Origin of the sequence: Pseudomonas lini (assembly GCF_964063345.1) — a bacterium.
In the GTDB taxonomy this organism is placed as follows: Bacteria; Pseudomonadota; Gammaproteobacteria; order Pseudomonadales; family Pseudomonadaceae; genus Aquipseudomonas; species Aquipseudomonas lini_B.
The window spans coordinates 5593076-5609702 of sequence record NZ_OZ061318.1 but is presented as its reverse complement, the minus strand read 5'-3'; the positions used below and the strand labels follow the sequence as shown (position 1 = coordinate 5609702).

Below are 16627 nucleotides of genomic sequence, written 5' to 3'. Positions count from 1 at the left end.
GCAGCTCCTACGGGGTTTATGTACACCCGAGAATTCCCGGGCGTACATAAATCGGTTTATTGCAGGGCGGCAGACACCTTGTCAGCCACATCCTTGGGTACCCAGGCCCGCCACACGTCCGGGTGCGCCTTCATGAAGGCCTGCGCCGCTTGACGTGGCGGGGTGTGTTTTTCGCTCATGTCAGCCAGGGCCTTGTTCAACGCATCGATCGGCAAATCGACCTTGGTGAAGAACTCGACAATCTGCGGGTATTGTTTCTGAAATGGCGTGGACACGCCGATGGACAGCTTCGAGGGCAGCGAGCGAGTCGGTTTTGGATTGGGGTTGTCGGCGTCGGTCAGGGTTTTCCAGGCTTCGGCGTCGAACGGTGGCTCTTGCAGCTGAATCAGCTTGAAACGACCGAGCAATGGCGTCGGCGACCAGTAATAGAACAGGACCGGCTTGCCGCGACGAATCGACGAACTGATCTCTGCGTCCAGCGCCGCCCCCGAACCACTGCGAAAGTTCACGTAGCTGTCGTCCAGCCCATACGCCTTGAGCTTCTGCTTGTTGACCACCTCCGACGTCCAGCCGATCGGGCTGTTCAGAAAGCGCCCCTTGCCCGGGGTTTCCGGGTCTTTGAACACGTCTTTGTAGCGTGGCAGATCACTGATACTGCGCAGATCCGGCGCCAGCGGCTTGATGCCCTTGGCCGGGTCGCCCTTGATCACATACTCCGGCACCCACCAGCCCTCGGTGGCACCCTTGACCGTATCGCCCAGGGCCGCGACTTTGCCCTCGGCCTCAGCCTTGACCCAGACCGGACTGCGACCGGCCCATTCTTCGCCAATGACCTGAATGTCATTGTTGGCCAATGCGGTCTCCAGGGTAATCGTCGTCCCCGGCAAGGTGTCGGTCGGCAAGCCATAACCCTTCTCGACGATGATCCGCAGGATATCGGTGATCAGGCTGCCGCTTTCCCAGTTCAGGTCGGCGAAGTGAATCGGCGCCTGGGCAGCGAACATCGGAACGGGTGAAGCCAATAAACCGAACGTGGCCAGGGTAGCGGCCAGTAACCGTCGAAATCCCTTCATGCTTTTGCACCTCGCGCTGTTCACAGCAATAGCAGGATGGCCTGACAAAGAAGACCGCAAGCCTCTGAATACTCAGTCATCTGACTGTAGTTGAGGTTCCTGCTTTCGAGGGGCGAGGATTACTTTTCGCAAGGTTCCTGCAAGTGCGCAAGCTCTCTTCTGACCATGCTGGCGTACGCCGCCGGACGCAACAGGTAGATCTGTGACGCCACCCAACTCAGCCAGGCTCCCTGTAGAACGGCCTTCTGCGCCAACAAGCGCTGCGCCTCGGCGTGGGCACTGGCCTGGTTCTGTTCGTGGAAGTCGGCGCGGGTCAGGGTCATTACTCGCTGGCCTTGAAGGTCACCAGTTCACCTTTACGCCACTTGGCGGCCTTGGCGGTCACGGCTTTCAGGGTTTTGGTCAGGCCTTCCTGCAATTGTTGATGGGCCGCAAACACCATCACCACGCTATGACCTTCCTTGAACACAATGCCGTGGCCGTCTGCGGTGGTCACGAACGCGTAATCCCCCAGCCCGTATACCGTCAGCTTGATTTCGCGGAACTTGATGTCCAGCTTGCCGCCTTCGCGGCTGGGCAATACGGAGGCGCTGAAATGATCGCCGACCTTGAGTTTAAGCCCTGGTTTGTCATCCACCACCAGCGCTGATTCGGTGTCGAGTTCGGCAATGTAAATGCCTTCAGCGTTCTGTTCGGTGATGTAGACGAAACGTGACTGAAACTGTTTAACCAGCTTTGCGCGCAAATCACCCAGCACGAACAAAGCATGCATATCGAGATTACTTACTGCCAAGGAAACATCCCCACATCTGAAAATGACGCCGTACGCGGGAAACGCGCACAGCAGAAAAAAGCGGCAATGCCGAGGTGTAGCCAAATGACCCGGGTCCAATCCTGGGAACGGGCAGAGAGCCCATTCATCGCGAGGTTTGAGAAGATTACTGGAACATCCCTCACGTCGTCTTGCCTGGCGGTCGTCAGATGTTGAAGGAAAACGCCCTTCTGACGGCCAGATAAAATCGGATTACCAACTTTAGGGAAAATTCTCTTTAAAAAAAGCACTTTTCCGACATATCGCCAGTAAAAAATTGCTTTAGATGGGCATCAATCGCCAACCATTGATGGCGATTCTAGAGCAGCGATGCTCACCGAGACTACCCATAACAACGTACACACGTCGGTAAAACCACGAAAAGGACTTCATATGTGCACACTGACTCACTTTGCCCAGCCTCACACACGGCACACAAACGGCTCGTCACCTCTGCATTCGATGGTGCTCCGCCAGCAGGACTTCCTGCCTGAAGAGCGTCTGCTCCCGCGTTTTCGGGTGGTATTGGCCGGCAACGCCTTTTTCCACATCAGGGAAATATCCACCGGACGTGTAAGAGGTTTCCGCGGTAATCATAATGAAGCCTGCGCCCTTGCCCGTTCACTCGAGGCAAGCAGTTAAGACACCTGCAGCATTCACTTCCATAGACGTTTCGTCACACCGGCGACTTAACTCAGCCGCCGGCAGGCAACTACTGCCATACTGCCCGACCAATGAAACCCGTCCCCAGGGCGGACGGCATTCAACACAACAACTATTTCCAAGGGAAGACTGCTACGTGACGGAATTTGATATCGGTGAATTTTTTATCCGGGGCGAAGCCAGAGAGGTCGAAGGCGAATTCCAGGCAGTCATTATCATGCGCGCCAAACCGCCGTTGACCACTGTGACGTATCACCAGGTCGAAAAGGATCGCTGGTTCAAGACCTCGGATGTTGCGGCCATCGCCGCCCAGGAAGCCGCGAAAGCCCTGAAGGTTGCCGTCGATGAAGGGGCATTGAAAGCCTGAGACGGGTGTGGAAAGCGAGGGCCAGCGTGATGTTCATGGCCGCCAGCGCAGTGAGTCAGGCCTGAACAGCCTACATCCCGGCCTGAAGTGTCTGCGGCGTGCCAGCCTTGCACAGATAGCACGCCTTTTATCTCGATAATCGGTCAGATCAGCTTGCGCTTGACCGCTTCATCCAGCGTGCTTTGGGTCAGGTGCTTGAGCACCGTGTCCCCACGTTCATTGAACGGCAAACCGACAATCAGCAAAACCTGCATCCAGGTACGGGTGCTCTCCTGTTTGACGATTTTGCCCAACACGTTGCCTTCCCGATCCTTGAACACCGTTTCCAGCGTGAAGGTGTTGCTGAACGTTGTCGGGATCACGAAGAGCGTGAAGCCCGTCAGCCAGGCACTCGCGATATTCCCCTGCTCGTTATTGGTCAAAGTACTCGTCACGTACAGGCTCGAGTCGACCTTGTCTGTGGTCACGTTCTTGAATTGCCCGGACTCCTTGAAGGTTTCCAGCATGTTCTGTTCCACCAGCGCCGCATTGCCGACGCCACCCGACAGTTCGCCGTTGAACTGCTGCTGGGTGGTCACGTGCAGATAAGCACTGGGCTTGTCCTGCCTGGCCTGCGCTGGCGGCCATTGGTCCAACGGGGCCAACTCATGCTGGGAGTAGGAAATACAGCCTGTCAGGGAGCTGCTGAGCAAAATCAGCAAAACCAGAAGATATTTATTCATGTGCAGCCAGTTCCTTTGACGGAGTGCGCAGTTGAGGGGTGGCACTGGCCAGCAAATGCGCGATCAGATCACGCAACTGGGCCCCCCCCAGACGCGGATTGAGGTAGTCGGCGTTCCACAAGCCGACATTTTTGTCGAGCTTGACCTGCTCGACCGACCTGGCCAGTTGCTTACCCTGACGGTCTTCGATGATCAGTTCGCCGGCGAGGTCGTATTTATCGACGTAAATCGGCCCATCGACCCAAATCCAGATAGTCAGCGTTACCAGCGCACCGGGGATGTAAGCCGGGTGCACGGTACGTTTGCCTGCCAGTGAGGTCAGGTTGAACTTGAGCACCACGTCGTCTTCGCCAGCCTTGGCCGGGAACACCACGATTCGCTTGAAGTAGTCGCTTTTATCGACATAGGCGCTGACCTGCTCGGTCAGTTGTCGGCTGCCGGCGACACGCACCTTGTCGTCCAGCTCGGGGGCGGAGATCACCACGTCACTGATCTCGGCGCTACGATCGAGGGTGGAAGACGCGGGCTTCAAGGGCTCGCCAATGGGACCCAACGGAGTGAAAGACACACAACCGGTCAACGACAGGCCAAGTGCAATGGCCATCAGATAAACAAGACGCTTCACTGCATACATCCTTTTCATGCGGGATCGAGGGAGGATCGGTTCGAAAGAGATCACGCAACGGAGGCAGATCAGCACCGCAAGGCGCTGAACCTGGAACGACGACATCCATGTCCGGACTCTTTGAATGGCGGCTTGGTGACGCCAAAAATGCGAGGCATCGTAATCGCTGGAACAGCGACAGGCAATTGCTCATTGCCATCACCGGTGGCGAATCCGGAAAAAGCTGCTAAACCCCTATCGAACTCTTGGCGCGACGGATTATCTGCAAGGAGATGAAGATGGATTCACCCACACATGATTTGAAAGGCTTGTTCGACCAACTCGGCCTGGACTCCAGCGAAAAGGCCATCGACGATTTCATTGCCCGATATTCACCCTTGCCCGATGACAAGAAACTCATCGATGCCGAGTTCTGGACCCCGCAACAAGCCGGCTTCCTCAAAGAACAACTGCGTGAAGACGCCGATTGGGCGCATGTGGTCGACGACCTGAACCTGCGCATGCACCAGATCCACTAGCCTGTGTTCAATGCAGGCTATCGGGCATTGAGCTCTCAGCGAGGACTTTCCGGTTTGTAACCCAGGCGCAACCCACCCCAATGCCGGCCCTTGAGCATGATCGGCACCGACAGGTCGTGCATCAGTTCACCGGTGTCGCGGGTGTAAGTCTGCAACAACACGGCCTGTTGATGGCTGCCGCAGCGGATCCCGGTGCGGTCGGCGAATTTGCGCTTGGTGCGGTTTTGCAGAGTATCGACCTGCACATCACCGGTCAGCGGTTTGCTGAACACGGTGTTATGGGTCGGCACATAACCCTGCTGCGTGCAGGCGATGGCGAACACCAGGCCTTCATGGCGCGACAGCAACGGTTCCTGAATCGCCGGCAATACCTGATCGGTGTAGCGGTCGAAACGGGTCTGGTATTTGGCCGGGCTGGTGTTGGGGATCGCCTGGTAATTGCGATCAAACAGGTCATCGAGGCTGATCCGGCCCTGATCGATATCCGCTTCGAAGCGTGCCGCGATCTGACTCGCACCTTCGCGGGCCAGGTCGTAAATCCGCTGGTGATAGTCATCCAGTCCGACTGCGGCCAGGCGTTCGCTGATGGTTTCGGCCTGCCCTTCCATCTGCACCGCTGCCTGGGCGAGCCGCTGAGTCTGCTGGTCGCTGATCGCCAAATCGCTGCGCATCTGTTCGATGGCGTGGAACAGACTGTCGAGTTGTTCGCGGTTGGTGTCCGCGCCTTGAGCGATTTCCCCGACCTGCCTTTCGACGCCAGCGGCCAGGCGCGCGATGTTTTCCAGGTGCTGTCCGGTGTGCTCGACTTGCGCAACACCGGTATTGAGATCGCTCGCCAGTTGGCGAATCTGTTCCACCACTTGCGCCGTGCGTTGTTGAATGTCGGCGACCATCTCCCCGACTTCACCGGTCGCCGTTGCCGTGCGCGCGGCCAGCCCTCGCACCTCATCGGCCACCACCGCAAAGCCGCGACCGTGCTCACCGGCCCGCGCCGCTTCGATGGCCGCGTTCAGCGCCAACAGATTGGTCTGGCTGGCGATGGACTGGATCACCAGCGTGACCCGCTGGATATCGTCGCTGCGCAGGCTCAGGGCTTCGATCAACTCGCGGCTGCTGCTGGCGCGCTGACTGAGTTGATGCATGCGCGCAATGGACTCAACCAGTTCCGTACGCCCTGCTGCGCTGCTCTGATGGGCTTCACTGGCTGCGCTCAAGGCTTCCCGACTGAGTTTCGATGTTGCGTGCTCGGTGGCGATCATCACTTCAGCGCTGCTGACAATCTGCGCCGCGGCGTTGAGTTGCGATTGCAGTTTGTCTGCCAGTTGCTTGACCGAATAGGCCACGCCGGCGGCTGACAAAGCGTTATGACTGGTGGTGTAAGAGAGATCGCGAGTCAATCCGGCGATGGCGCTGGTGCTGTCCGCAGCGGTTGTCTCAGGGAGAGTGCGCGAGCGCAGACGCGGCAGCCAGATAATCAGCACGGCCAACGGCAGGCCAAGGTAAAGCGACCAGCCAGCCAATGCCATGCCGCACAGCAATAGCATCAGCGCGATGCTTTGCAGGGTCGGCGTCAGCCAAAGGTTTTTCGGCAAAAGTACTGGTGCAGGCATTGCCTCAACCAGAGATCCGTCCCTCGTCATCTTCGTCACCCCACGCGTCTTCTAGTTGTTGTGATCGCATTAAACGCCACTACAAAGCCATTATCTATGGTCCGTTAGTAGTGGGGGGGGGTTGAAGCAGATCAATAGAAGTGCGCGGGTGTTTTCACAGACGTCGAAAAGCATCGCGGGCAAGCCCGCTCCCACAAGGTCCGTGTTGAACCTGTGGGAGCGGGCTTGCCCGCGATGGGGGCGCTACTGAATCAGGCCTGACGCTGGTGCTTGTCGATCTGCTCGTGACGCTCTTGAGCTTCGATGCAGTACTTGGTGGTCGGGCTGATCAGCAGGCGCTTCAGGCCGATGGCCTCGCCGCTGTCGTCGCACCAGCCAAAGCTGTCTTCCTTGATACGTTCCAGGGCCTGTTCCAATTGAGGCAGCATGCGCTGGTCGCGATCGATCGCGTTCACCAGCCAGGTGCGCTCTTCTTCGACGGAAGCCGCGTCAGCCGGATCGGCCGGGGTGTCCAGGCTCTCGATGGCGATGCGATTCTGTTCGATGCGCTCATGGGTTTCGACTTTCATGTTCTGCAACAGCTCGGAGAAAAAAGCATGTTGCTCGGCATTCATGTAGTCATCCGCCGGCATGGCCAGCAACTTGTCCTTTGTCATTGATATCTCTATAAAAAAACGTGCATTAAGGCGAATTAGGGAGCGATCCGTTGAACCTGAAGCGGTCATTGGAAAGGCGCCGTTTATTCCAAGCGCCACCCGGCACTCAATTTACGAGGGGCGGCAGTCTAAGGCCGACTTGAGGCCTCAGCAACTGAAAAGACAGCAAATCTGTCCGACAAAGCCCTGAAAGTGCGCTACGGCAGGCTTTGAGCCGCTTATCGGAGTGCGTTTATAGCAAGAAATTCAGTCGAGCGGCTGTATATAGAAGACAAACGGCTGCGCCACGCGGGTCAGGCGTGGCGCATTTTCGCGTTTAGTCCGGCTTCAGCGCTTGAGTTTGCGCTTGTTGCGGTACTGGTCGATGACCACCGCCACTACAATAATCAGCCCTTTGATGATGTCTTGAATATAAGCATCAACACCGACAAAGGTAAAGCCGCTGGCCATGACCCCGAGGATCAACGCGCCAATCACGGTGCCGGTGATCCGCCCTACGCCACCGGCCAGGCTGGTGCCGCCGATCACTGCTGCGGCAATCGCATCCAGTTCATAAGACATGCCCATCCCGGCCTGCCCGGTCGCGGCCCGCGCCGACGCCACCACCCCGGCGAGGCCTGCAAGCAAACCGGCAATGCTGTAGACGATCACCAAATGCCGCTTGACGTTGATCCCGGAGGTGCGCGCCGCCTGCATATTGCCGCCGATGGCGTAGGTGTACTTGCCGTACTTGGTGTAGCGCAGGGCGATGTGAAAGATCACCGCTACCACCAGAAAGATGATCACCGGCATCGCGCCGTGTCCGATGGCCGTGTAGGAATCCGAGAGCATGCTCACCGGCTGACCTTCGGTGTAGTAGCGCGCCAGGCCGCGGGCCGAGACCATCATGCCAAGAGTGGCAATGAACGGTGGAATCCCGGTGATCGCAATGATGCTGCCGTTGATCGCCCCCGCCAGCAATCCCACCCCAAGCCCGACGATCACTGGAATCCACACCGGCAGGTCAGTCAGGGACGGAAACACCGCCCGGGCAAAGTCCGAGGTCTGGGCCAGGCTGGCGGCAATCATCGCCGACAGCGCCAGCACCGAGCCGGAAGACAGGTCGATACCGGTGGTGATGATGACCTGGGTCACCCCGATCGCCAGCAGTCCGATGATCGACACTTGCAGGATCATCAGCACCAGTCGCTGAGAGTTCATCAGGAAGCTCTGGTCCCGCACGATCCAGCCGAACATTTCGAAGACCAGGCCAATGCCGATCAACACCAGGAAAATACTCAACTCGGTCGGAAAGCGCCGGCGACTCTTGACCGGTGCCACTGCGGGCTTGTTCTCCAGTATTGCGTTCATAACCACTCACCCTTCTATTGCGTCGCGACGGCAGCCATGGCCACCGCCAGCATCCATTAGTGAACCGCGGACATGCCCGAGGCCAGTTGCATCACTCGTTCCTGGGTCGCTTCGCTGCGGTCGAGCGTGCCCATCAGGTCGCCCTCGTGCATGACCATGACCCGGTCGCTCATGCCCAGCACTTCCGGCAGTTCCGAGGAAATCATGATCACCGCCATGCCTTCGCTGGCGAGGTAGGAAATAAGCCGGTAGATCTCGGCCTTGGCACCAACATCGATACCCCGGGTCGGCTCGTCGAGAATCAGGATGCGCGGATTGGTCATCAGCCAGCGCGCCAGCAAGGCCTTCTGCTGATTACCGCCGGACAGCGTATCGATGCATTGCTCCAGCGACGGCGTTTTCACCCGCAGCTTCTTGCACATGTCTTCACACAATGCCCGCAGGGCTTTCTGCTGGATGAAGCCGTTGCCGACGTAATGGGGCAAGACTGCCATTTCCATGTTCTCCAGCACCGACAGGCACGGGAAAAGGCCGCTGAGCTTGCGATCTTCGGTCAACAGCGCGAAGCCCTTCTCGATCGCCATGTGCGGATCACTGATGCGCACCACTTCGCCGTCAAGGCGGATTTCACCGCCGTCGCTTGGGGTGATGCCGAAAATCGCTTCGGCAACGTTGGTCCTTCCCGAGCCCATCAACCCGGCGATGCCAAGGATCTCGCCGGCATGCAGATCGAAGGAAACATCCTTGAAAATGCCGTCCAGTTTTAGGTCGCGCACAGACAGCAACAGATCGCCGATCGGCTTCTCGCGTACCGGGAACAACTGGCTCAGCTCGCGGCCGACCATCATCGAAATCAGGCTGTCACCGTCCATGCTGTCGGCCCGCTGCAAGCCGATGTAGGCGCCATCACGGAACACCGCCACTTCATCGGCAATGCTGAACACTTCGTTCATTTTGTGGGTGATGTAGATGATGCCTTTGCCCTGGCTCTTGAGGTCGGCAATGATCGAGAACAGATGCGCGACTTCTTTATCGGTGATGGCCGAGGTCGGCTCGTCCATGATCAGGACGTCGGAATCATAGGACACAGCCTTGGCGATCTCGACCATCTGCCGTTCGGCGATGCTCAGGTTGCCCACCTGCTCTTCCGGGTCGAGATTAATCCGCAGACGCTCCAGCAGCTTGGCGGTGCAACGGTGCATTTCGCGATGGTCGATCATGTGCAGGCCGTTGAGCTGTTCGCGGCCGATCCAGATGTTCTCGGCGATGCTCATGTGCGGCATCAGGTTGAGTTCCTGGTGGATCATCGCGATCCCGGCCTGGAGCGCAGCCAGCGGTGTTTCAAAGACCACCGGCTTGCCCCGCAGGCGCAATTCGCCGGCGTCCGGCTGGTAGATGCCGGCAATGATTTTCATCAGGGTGGATTTGCCGGCGCCGTTCTCGCCCATCAGCGCCAGCACGGAACCGGGACGCACCCGAAGCTGCACGTCGGACAAGGCCACCACACCGGGAAAACCCTTGCTGACGTTGATGATCTCCAGCAGGTACGGCTCATCGACAGGTGTTGCAGTTGGCTGGATACCCACTAACGGGGTGCTCGAAACAGTCGCTGAAGCGAACATGATCAGGTCCTCCATCAGCAAGGTCGCGTCGCAACCTTGCGTGCTTATTGTTGTTATCGAACGGACGGGCTATTTGAAGGTGTCGACGTTTTGCAGCGTGATCAGGCGATACGGCACCCACACGGCCTGTTCAACCGGTTCGTTCCTGGCCATTTTCACCGCCGTGTCGATCGAACCGTCCGCCTGACCCTTGGCATCCTGGAACACCGAGACCAGCAGAGAGCCCTTCTTCACCGCGTTCAAACCGTCGGGCGTACCGTCGACACCGGCGATCAGCACACTGCCTTTGGCAACGCCAGCCTGTTGCAGGGCCATTGCCGCGCCAATTGCCATCTCGTCGTTGTTAGAGACCACCGCGTCGAACTTGCGGCCCTGGGTCAGCCAGTCGTTGACCAGGGTCATGCCCTTGTCCCGCGACCAGATGCCGGACTGCTCTTGCTCGATCTTGATGTTCGGGTATTTGGTCAGCACCTCTTTTACGCCCTTGGTGCGGTTGGTGGTGGAGTTGTTGGCCAAGTCACCGAGCAGAATCACGATGTCGCCCTTGCCGCCCATTTTGTCGGCCAGGTACTGCATCTGCATCTGGCCGGCCTCCAGATCGTTGGAAGCAACAGTGACCACGCCTTTGGGCAGGTTCATGTCATCGGGACGACGATTGACGTACACCAGGGGAATACCGGCCTTGACCGCTGCTTCAGTGATTTTTTTGGTGGCGGCGGTATCCACCGGGTTGACCACAATGGCGTCGACCTTCTGACTGATGAAGCTTTCTACCTGGCTCAACTGCCTGACCACGTCGCTGCGGGCGTCTTCGAACTGCAGCTTGACGCCATCGGGATAGGACTTGGCCTTGGTGTCCATGGATTCGCGCAGGTAAGTCAGCCAGGTGTCATCGAACTGCGACATGCTGACGCCGATCTTCATGTCAGCGAGTGCGGCGCCGCTGGCGAACATCAGGGGCAAGGCCAGCGAGGCGAAACGGATCTTGGTCTTCATGAAAAGTCTTTCTCCACATTCTTGTTGGTTTTATGGATAAGGCGTGACGATTTCAGTGAGTGGGCAAGCGGACAATCGGTGCACCCGGAATACAGCAGACCAGGGCGCTGTTGCGTTCGACGCAAAGCAAGCGAAAGAAGGATTGAAACGAGACGCGAGGCAGGTCGCGAGAGAGGTGCAGCGCGGAACGTAAAGCATGCAAAGCAGAGTTGAAGGTTTTCATCGACGGTACCTGGCTTTTGTTTCTTGTTTTTGGTGCGTCCTTCACCCGTTCAAGGCCTGCTTGAGCGTGATCGGACGTTGATAGTCGGCAACCTGGAAATGACTTTATTGGAAAATAATTTCTATATCAACTCATTTTAGAATTTTATTCTGATTTTATTCCATGGCTCTCAAACGGGCTCAGTGCCACCACTTGATGCCGCTCGAAACTGAGCCGCGCAGCGTCTAGCACGCGGGTGGTCGCCAGTGCATCACGGGCGTCGACCGGCAGTGGGCCACCGCTCTGTAACGCGGTTTGTAGCTGCAAATAGAACTGATTCCAGCAGCCACGCTCGGACGGCACCCGCTCACGCACCTCGCCCTGCTCGAACCAGCCCCAGCGCCGATGCTCTTCAACACCCCAGCGCTCACCTTCGGATTTCGGCGTGAGCCCGGCAAGGGTCGACGCCTCCTGCCCATCCAGACCGTCGACGCTGTAGCAGCCCTGGGTGCCGGTCACGCGAAAGCGCGGGCCGGGAGTGTTTTGCAGGCAACTGCCGCCCAGGTGCGAGATCACGCCGTTGGCATGGGTCAGGGACATAAAAAAACCATTGTCGAAGGGCTGGCCTTTTTCGAGGTAATCCAGTTCGGCATAAACCCGGATGACGGGGCCGAACAATAAGAGCGCCTGATCCACCAGATGGCTGCCCAGATCGCGCAGAAAACCGCCGCCGCTGCCGTTGTTCACCGACTGCGGGGAATAGCGCTCGATCCGCGATTCGAAACGGGTGACCTGACCCAGCGCACCGGACTCGATGAGTTTGCGCACGGTGAGAAAGTCCGAGTCCCAGCGCCGGTTCTGGTAGACGCTCAGTTGCACGCCTTGGCGCTCGGCCATGGTGATCAGGGTTTGCGCCTGTTGCGCATCAGCAGCGAACGGCTTGTCGCTGACCACCGCTACCTCATGTTCGATGGCGTCGAGCACCAGCGCCGGGCGCCCTTTGAGCGGTGTGGAGATCACCAACACATCAACCCCGGCTTCGACCAGTTGGCCGATGCTGTCGAAGGCCGGCACGCCGGGGTGTTCCGCCGCCAGCAGTTGTCGGCGCTCGGCAGAACGGGTGACCACGCCCACGAAGGTTGCCGCCGGCAAACTGCTGATCAGCGGAGCATGGAAAAACCGGCCGCCATGGCCGTAACCGACAAGTCCGATACGCATGAAAGTACTCTCCTTATAGAACGCGGCCCCTGTGGGAGCGGGCTTGCCCGCGATAGCGGTCTGACAATCACAGATATGTTGAATGTGCCGCAGTCATCGCGGGCAAGCCCGCTCCCACAGGTTTTGTGTAAGTCGGTCAGCGGCAGAGTTCGTTTTTGACGCGTTCGAGCATCATCCGGTTGGACTCATCCGGCCGGTCTTCCCAGGCGAATACCGAGACGGTCGCGATGCCATCGAACTTGATCTCGCGCAAGGTGCCGAAAAACGCTTCCCAGTCGACCTCACCCTGGCCGATGTCCAGATGCTGGTGCACGGTGGCGGTGACGCCCGGCGGGTTGACGATGTAGCGCAAGCCCGAGGAAGCCTTGTGGTTGTAGGTGTCGGCGATGATCAGGTGGCTCAGCTTTGAGCCGGCGTACTTGAGCATCGAGGCGATATCACCGACACCGTCGTCATAGAAAAATGTGTGCGGCGCGGCGTAGAGGTAGTTGATCCAGTCCCGGTCCAGACCGCGAATGATGTCGACCGACTCGTTATTGCGCTCGCAGAAGTCATAAGGATGGGCCTGAATATCGAGCTTGACCCCTTCGCGTTCGAACTCAGGGATCAACTCGTCCATGGAGCGCATGAACTGGTTTTCGCACACCAGCGGGTTGTCCGACTGGCCGGTGAACTCGGTGTTGACCCGTTCGCAGTCCATCTCCACGGCAATCTGGATCGCGCGCTTCCAGTTACGCACGGCGGCCACACGCAAACCTTCATCGGCGGCAGCCCAGTGGTACATCGGTAATAAGGAAGAGAGTTTGACCCCGGTGTCGCTCAGGGCTTTGCGAAATTCCTTGATCCGCGCCTTGTCGACCCGCGGGGCTTTGTAGAACGGCAGGAAATCTTCCCGGGGCGACAGCTCGATGTGCTCGTAACCGAGCTCGGCAACCTTGTCGACCATCTTGCCCAGGGACAGGCTGCGGTACATGTAAGGGTCTAGTGCGATGCGCATTTTTATTCTCCTTCACCACTCCCCTTGTGGGAGCGAGCCTGCTCGCGATGGCGGCAGCACATCCAACACCAATGTGACTGTCAGATCGCAATCGCGAGCAGGCTCGCTCCCACAGGGGATCAGGGTTAGCCGTAGAAGCGTGGGCGGTCTGGCAGGCCGACTTTTACGATTTGCCCGCTGTTCTGCGCTTCGATGCAGGCATCCGCCGCCACTGCCGCTGCAAAACCATCCCACGCCGACGGCCCGCCCACCTGCCCGCCCCGCACGCCGTCGATGAACGCCTGCAATTCGACGTCATACGCGGCGATGAAGCGATCCTTCCAATCCATCAGAATCGCATTCGACAGCTTCGCCCCGCTGCGCAATTGAACCTGCGACGGTTCCGGCAGTTTGGCGATGCCGGTCTCCCCCACCACTTCGCACTGGATGTCGTAGCCGTACTGGCAGTTGACGAACACTTCCACATCAATGCGCGTGCCCTTGGCAGTTTCCAGCAGCACGATTTGCGGGTCTTTCAAATGGGCGTGGGCCTTGCTGGTCTTGCGTGGGAACACCACTTGCACCGACACATAATCGTCGTCGAGCAACCAGCGCAACACGTCCAGTTCATGGATCAGCGTGTCGGTGATCGCCATGTCGGTCTTGTAGTTTTCACCCACGGTCGGGTTGCGGTGAGCGCAATGCAGCATCAACGGCTCGCCGATCTGGCCGCTGTCGATCACTGCTTTCAACGCGCGATAGCCTTCATCGTATGGACGCATGAAACCGACCTGCACCAGTCGTTTGCCGCGGGCCACTTCGGCCTCGACGATCTTGCGGCAGCCTTCGGCGGTGACCGCCAGCGGCTTCTCGCAGAACACCGGTTTGCCGATGGCAATCGCCGCCAGCACGAACTCTTCGTGGCTCGGGCCCCAGGAGGTCACGAGGATCGCTTCGACTTCCGGTGCCTTGATCAGCGCATGACCGTCGGGATAGACCTCAGCAGTCAGTTTCAGATCGGAAACGACCTTGGCCGCTTGCTGCAAATTGATGTCGGTGACCGCGACAACCTGGCTATTGAGCAAGGTCTGGCTGCAACGGCGGATATGGTCCTGGCCGATGGCCCCGGTGCCGATGACGCCAATCCGCAACGAATTAGAAAGCAAAGACATATAAACACTCCTGTGGGTTCGTTCAGGGCAATCAGTATTGACGGGCCTTGGCCAGTCGTTCGTTGAGGGTCTTGGCCACCGCGTCGGTGCGGGCGCTGGTGGAGACTTGCGCCACGCCGACCCGCCACCACGACAGGTATTTGTGAATCATGGTTTTGGGCAGGACCTTGATATCGATCAGCGTCGACACCGTCTGCAACCGCGCATCGGCCAACGCGGCTTGCAACGCTTCAACGGTGTTCACTTTGTAAGTCTTGCAGCCGTAAGCCGCCGCGCTCATGGCGAAATCCACCGGCACGAAACCGCCATCGAGCTTGCCGGTTTCCGGGTTTCGGAAACGGAACTCGGTGCCGAAGCTGTCCATGCCGTGTTCCATTTGCAGGTTGTTGATGCAGCCGAAGGTCATGTTGTCCAGCAGGACCACGTTGATCTTGCGTCGCTCCTGGATCGAGGTCGCCAGTTCCGAGTGCAGCATCATGTAGGAGCCGTCGCCAACCAGTGCGTAGACCTCGCGCTCAGGCTCGGCGAGCTTCACGCCCAGTGCGGCATTCACCTCGTAACCCATGCAGGAATAACCGTACTCGACGTGGTAAGTGTTCACGCCCTTGCTGCGCCAGCTGCGCTGCAAGTCACCGGGCAGACTGCCGGCGGCGGCGACGATCACGGCGTCATCGGCCAGGGTTTCATTGAGCACGCCGAGTACCCGGCTCTGGGTCAGGCAGGAACCGGTCAGCTCGATAAATTCGCGCAGCACCGCCGGGTCCATGTGGTCGTTGATTTCCGGGACGAAATCCTCGGTCTGATACTCAACCTGATAGATGCGATCCACTTCTTCATCCAGTTGCGCCTTGGCCTGGCGGGTTTGGTCACCCCAGCTGGAGCGATAGTCGCCCAGCACATCAGCCAGGGCGCTCAAGCCGGTTTTGGCGTCCGCCAACAGCTGCACGCCGTCGAGTTTCAGGGCATCGCAGGGGCTGATATTGAGGTTGAGGAATTGCACATCCGGGTGCTTGAACAAGGATTTCGATGCGGTGGTGAAATCGCCGTAGCGAGTGCCGACACCGATGATCAAATCAGCATCCTTGGCCAGCAGATTCGCCGCCAGGCAACCGGTTTCGCCGATCCCACCGACGTTCAGCGGATGGCTGGACACCACCGCGCTTTTGCCGGCCTGGGTTTCGGCGAAGGGAATATCGAAGCGCTCGGCGAACGCCTGCAACGCTGCATTGGCGCCGGAGTATTTGACCCCACCGCCGCAGATGATCAGCGGCTTGCGCTTGTCTTTGAACAGGGCCAACGCATCACCGAGCATCGCTTCGGTGGCCGGGCGGCGCTCGATGCGGTGCACGCGTTTTTGCAGGAAGTAATCGGGATAGTCGTAAGCTTCGGCCTGTACGTCTTGCGGCAAGGCCAGGGTCACGGCGCCGGTTTCGGCGGGGTCGGTGAGCACGCGCATGGCGTGGATCGCCGCGGTCATCAACTGCTCGGGACGGTTGATCCGGTCCCAATATTTGCTCACGGCCTTGAAGGCATCGTTGGTGCTGATGCTCAGGTCGTGGAACTGCTCGATCTGTTGCAGCACCGGGTCCGGTTGGCGGCACGCATAAACGTCGCCGGGCAACAGCAGCAAGGGAATACGGTTGGCGGTGGCCGTCGCGGCAGCGGTGAGCATGTTCGCTGCACCCGGGCCTACCGATGAAGAACAGGCGTAGATCTTGCGCCGCAGGTGTTGCTTGGCGAAACCGATGGCGGCGTGGGCCATGCCTTGCTCGTTGCGGCCCTGATGGACGATCAGGTCGCCGCTGTCCTGCTCCAGGGCTTGCCCCAGTCCCAGCACATTGCCGTGACCGAAAATGGTAAAGATCCCGGCGACGAATTTGCTCTGAACCCCATCGACCTCGATGTACTGGTTATCGAGGAATTTCACCAGGGCCTGGGCCATGGTCAGTCTTGTTGTGGTCATGCTTGCACCTTCCTTTGAAGCTAAATCCGGTGTGTGCTGTGGAATGCGATCACTGTGGGAGCGGCGGTGCGGCGATCCGACTT

General features: G+C 58.7%; 17 protein-coding genes. 3 read left to right on the top strand and 14 right to left on the bottom strand.

The genetic code is table 11. The features are described 5' to 3' along the window. Nucleotides 1–56 precede the first annotated feature (56 nt). From AB3226_RS25575 to AB3226_RS25565, 3 genes are all read right to left on the bottom strand, one after another. Nucleotides 57–1073 carry an ABC transporter substrate-binding protein gene (locus tag AB3226_RS25575; protein ID WP_367375127.1) on the bottom strand — a complete coding sequence of 339 codons (1017 nt, stop codon included), beginning with the start codon at nucleotides 1071–1073 and terminating at the stop codon, nucleotides 57–59. Between the two features lie 119 nt (nucleotides 1074–1192). Further along, a complete protein-coding gene (locus AB3226_RS25570) occupies nucleotides 1193–1396 on the bottom strand; it encodes a hypothetical protein (protein ID WP_367375126.1) in 204 nt (67 codons plus the stop codon). Beyond that, a complete protein-coding gene (locus AB3226_RS25565; RefSeq protein WP_007907879.1) occupies nucleotides 1396–1866 on the bottom strand; it encodes a hypothetical protein in 471 nt (156 codons plus the stop codon). Before AB3226_RS25565 ends, AB3226_RS25570 begins: the two co-directional genes overlap by 1 nt. Before the next feature lie 411 nt (nucleotides 1867–2277). On the opposite strand from AB3226_RS25565, the gene AB3226_RS25560 reads away from it, so the two are divergent. Beyond that, a complete protein-coding gene (locus tag AB3226_RS25560) occupies nucleotides 2278–2526 on the top strand; it encodes a hypothetical protein (RefSeq protein WP_123360818.1) in 249 nt (82 codons plus the stop codon). Nucleotides 2527–2683: 157 nt separating this feature from the next. Further along, nucleotides 2684–2914: a hypothetical protein gene (locus AB3226_RS25555; RefSeq protein WP_149630429.1), complete on the top strand. Its 231-nt coding sequence runs from the start codon at nucleotides 2684–2686 to the stop codon at nucleotides 2912–2914. Nucleotides 2915–3057: 143 nt separating this feature from the next. On the opposite strand, the gene AB3226_RS25550 is transcribed toward AB3226_RS25555, so the two are convergent. Both AB3226_RS25550 and AB3226_RS25545 read right to left on the bottom strand, forming a co-directional pair. Continuing rightward, nucleotides 3058–3636, bottom strand: a complete 579-nt coding sequence (locus AB3226_RS25550) for a hypothetical protein (protein ID WP_367375125.1) — start codon at nucleotides 3634–3636, stop codon at nucleotides 3058–3060. Further along, on the bottom strand, nucleotides 3629–4261 hold the full coding sequence (locus AB3226_RS25545; RefSeq protein ID WP_367375124.1) for a hypothetical protein: 633 nt from the start codon (nucleotides 4259–4261) through the stop codon (nucleotides 3629–3631). The genes AB3226_RS25550 and AB3226_RS25545 overlap by 8 nt, the downstream gene beginning before the upstream one ends. Before the next feature lie 278 nt (nucleotides 4262–4539). On the opposite strand from AB3226_RS25545, the gene AB3226_RS25540 reads away from it, so the two are divergent. Beyond that, entirely contained in the window at nucleotides 4540–4779 is a 240-nt protein-coding gene (locus AB3226_RS25540) for a DUF2789 domain-containing protein (protein WP_367375123.1), read from the top strand. Nucleotides 4780–4814: 35 nt separating this feature from the next. Here the strand turns inward: AB3226_RS25540 and AB3226_RS25535 are convergent, their stop codons facing one another. The 9 genes from AB3226_RS25535 to iolD form a co-directional block, all read right to left on the bottom strand. Further along, entirely contained in the window at nucleotides 4815–6419 is a 1605-nt protein-coding gene (locus tag AB3226_RS25535; protein WP_367375122.1) for a methyl-accepting chemotaxis protein, read from the bottom strand. Nucleotides 6420–6640: 221 nt separating this feature from the next. Beyond that, entirely contained in the window at nucleotides 6641–7045 is a 405-nt protein-coding gene (locus AB3226_RS25530; protein ID WP_007907888.1) for a TraR/DksA family transcriptional regulator, read from the bottom strand. A gap of 327 nt (nucleotides 7046–7372) precedes the next feature. Next, nucleotides 7373–8395: an ABC transporter permease gene (locus AB3226_RS25525; protein WP_008012126.1), complete on the bottom strand. Its 1023-nt coding sequence runs from the start codon at nucleotides 8393–8395 to the stop codon at nucleotides 7373–7375. A gap of 56 nt (nucleotides 8396–8451) precedes the next feature. Beyond that, nucleotides 8452–10017, bottom strand: a complete 1566-nt coding sequence (locus AB3226_RS25520; protein WP_367375121.1) for a sugar ABC transporter ATP-binding protein — start codon at nucleotides 10015–10017, stop codon at nucleotides 8452–8454. 69 nt (nucleotides 10018–10086) lie between these two features. Next, the gene (locus tag AB3226_RS25515; protein ID WP_367375120.1) at nucleotides 10087–11013 is read right to left on the bottom strand and encodes a sugar ABC transporter substrate-binding protein; all 927 of its coding nucleotides are present in this window, start codon (nucleotides 11011–11013) and stop codon (nucleotides 10087–10089) included. Between the two features lie 367 nt (nucleotides 11014–11380). Continuing rightward, entirely contained in the window at nucleotides 11381–12433 is a 1053-nt protein-coding gene (locus tag AB3226_RS25510; RefSeq protein ID WP_367375119.1) for a Gfo/Idh/MocA family oxidoreductase, read from the bottom strand. A gap of 136 nt (nucleotides 12434–12569) precedes the next feature. Further along, the gene (locus AB3226_RS25505; protein WP_367375118.1) at nucleotides 12570–13430 is read right to left on the bottom strand and encodes a sugar phosphate isomerase/epimerase family protein; all 861 of its coding nucleotides are present in this window, start codon (nucleotides 13428–13430) and stop codon (nucleotides 12570–12572) included. Between the two features lie 125 nt (nucleotides 13431–13555). Beyond that, a complete protein-coding gene (locus AB3226_RS25500; RefSeq protein WP_367375117.1) occupies nucleotides 13556–14581 on the bottom strand; it encodes a Gfo/Idh/MocA family protein in 1026 nt (341 codons plus the stop codon). 31 nt (nucleotides 14582–14612) lie between these two features. Then, on the bottom strand, nucleotides 14613–16544 hold the full coding sequence (gene iolD / locus AB3226_RS25495) for a 3D-(3,5/4)-trihydroxycyclohexane-1,2-dione acylhydrolase (decyclizing) (RefSeq protein WP_367375116.1): 1932 nt from the start codon (nucleotides 16542–16544) through the stop codon (nucleotides 14613–14615). Nucleotides 16545–16627 lie beyond the last annotated feature (83 nt).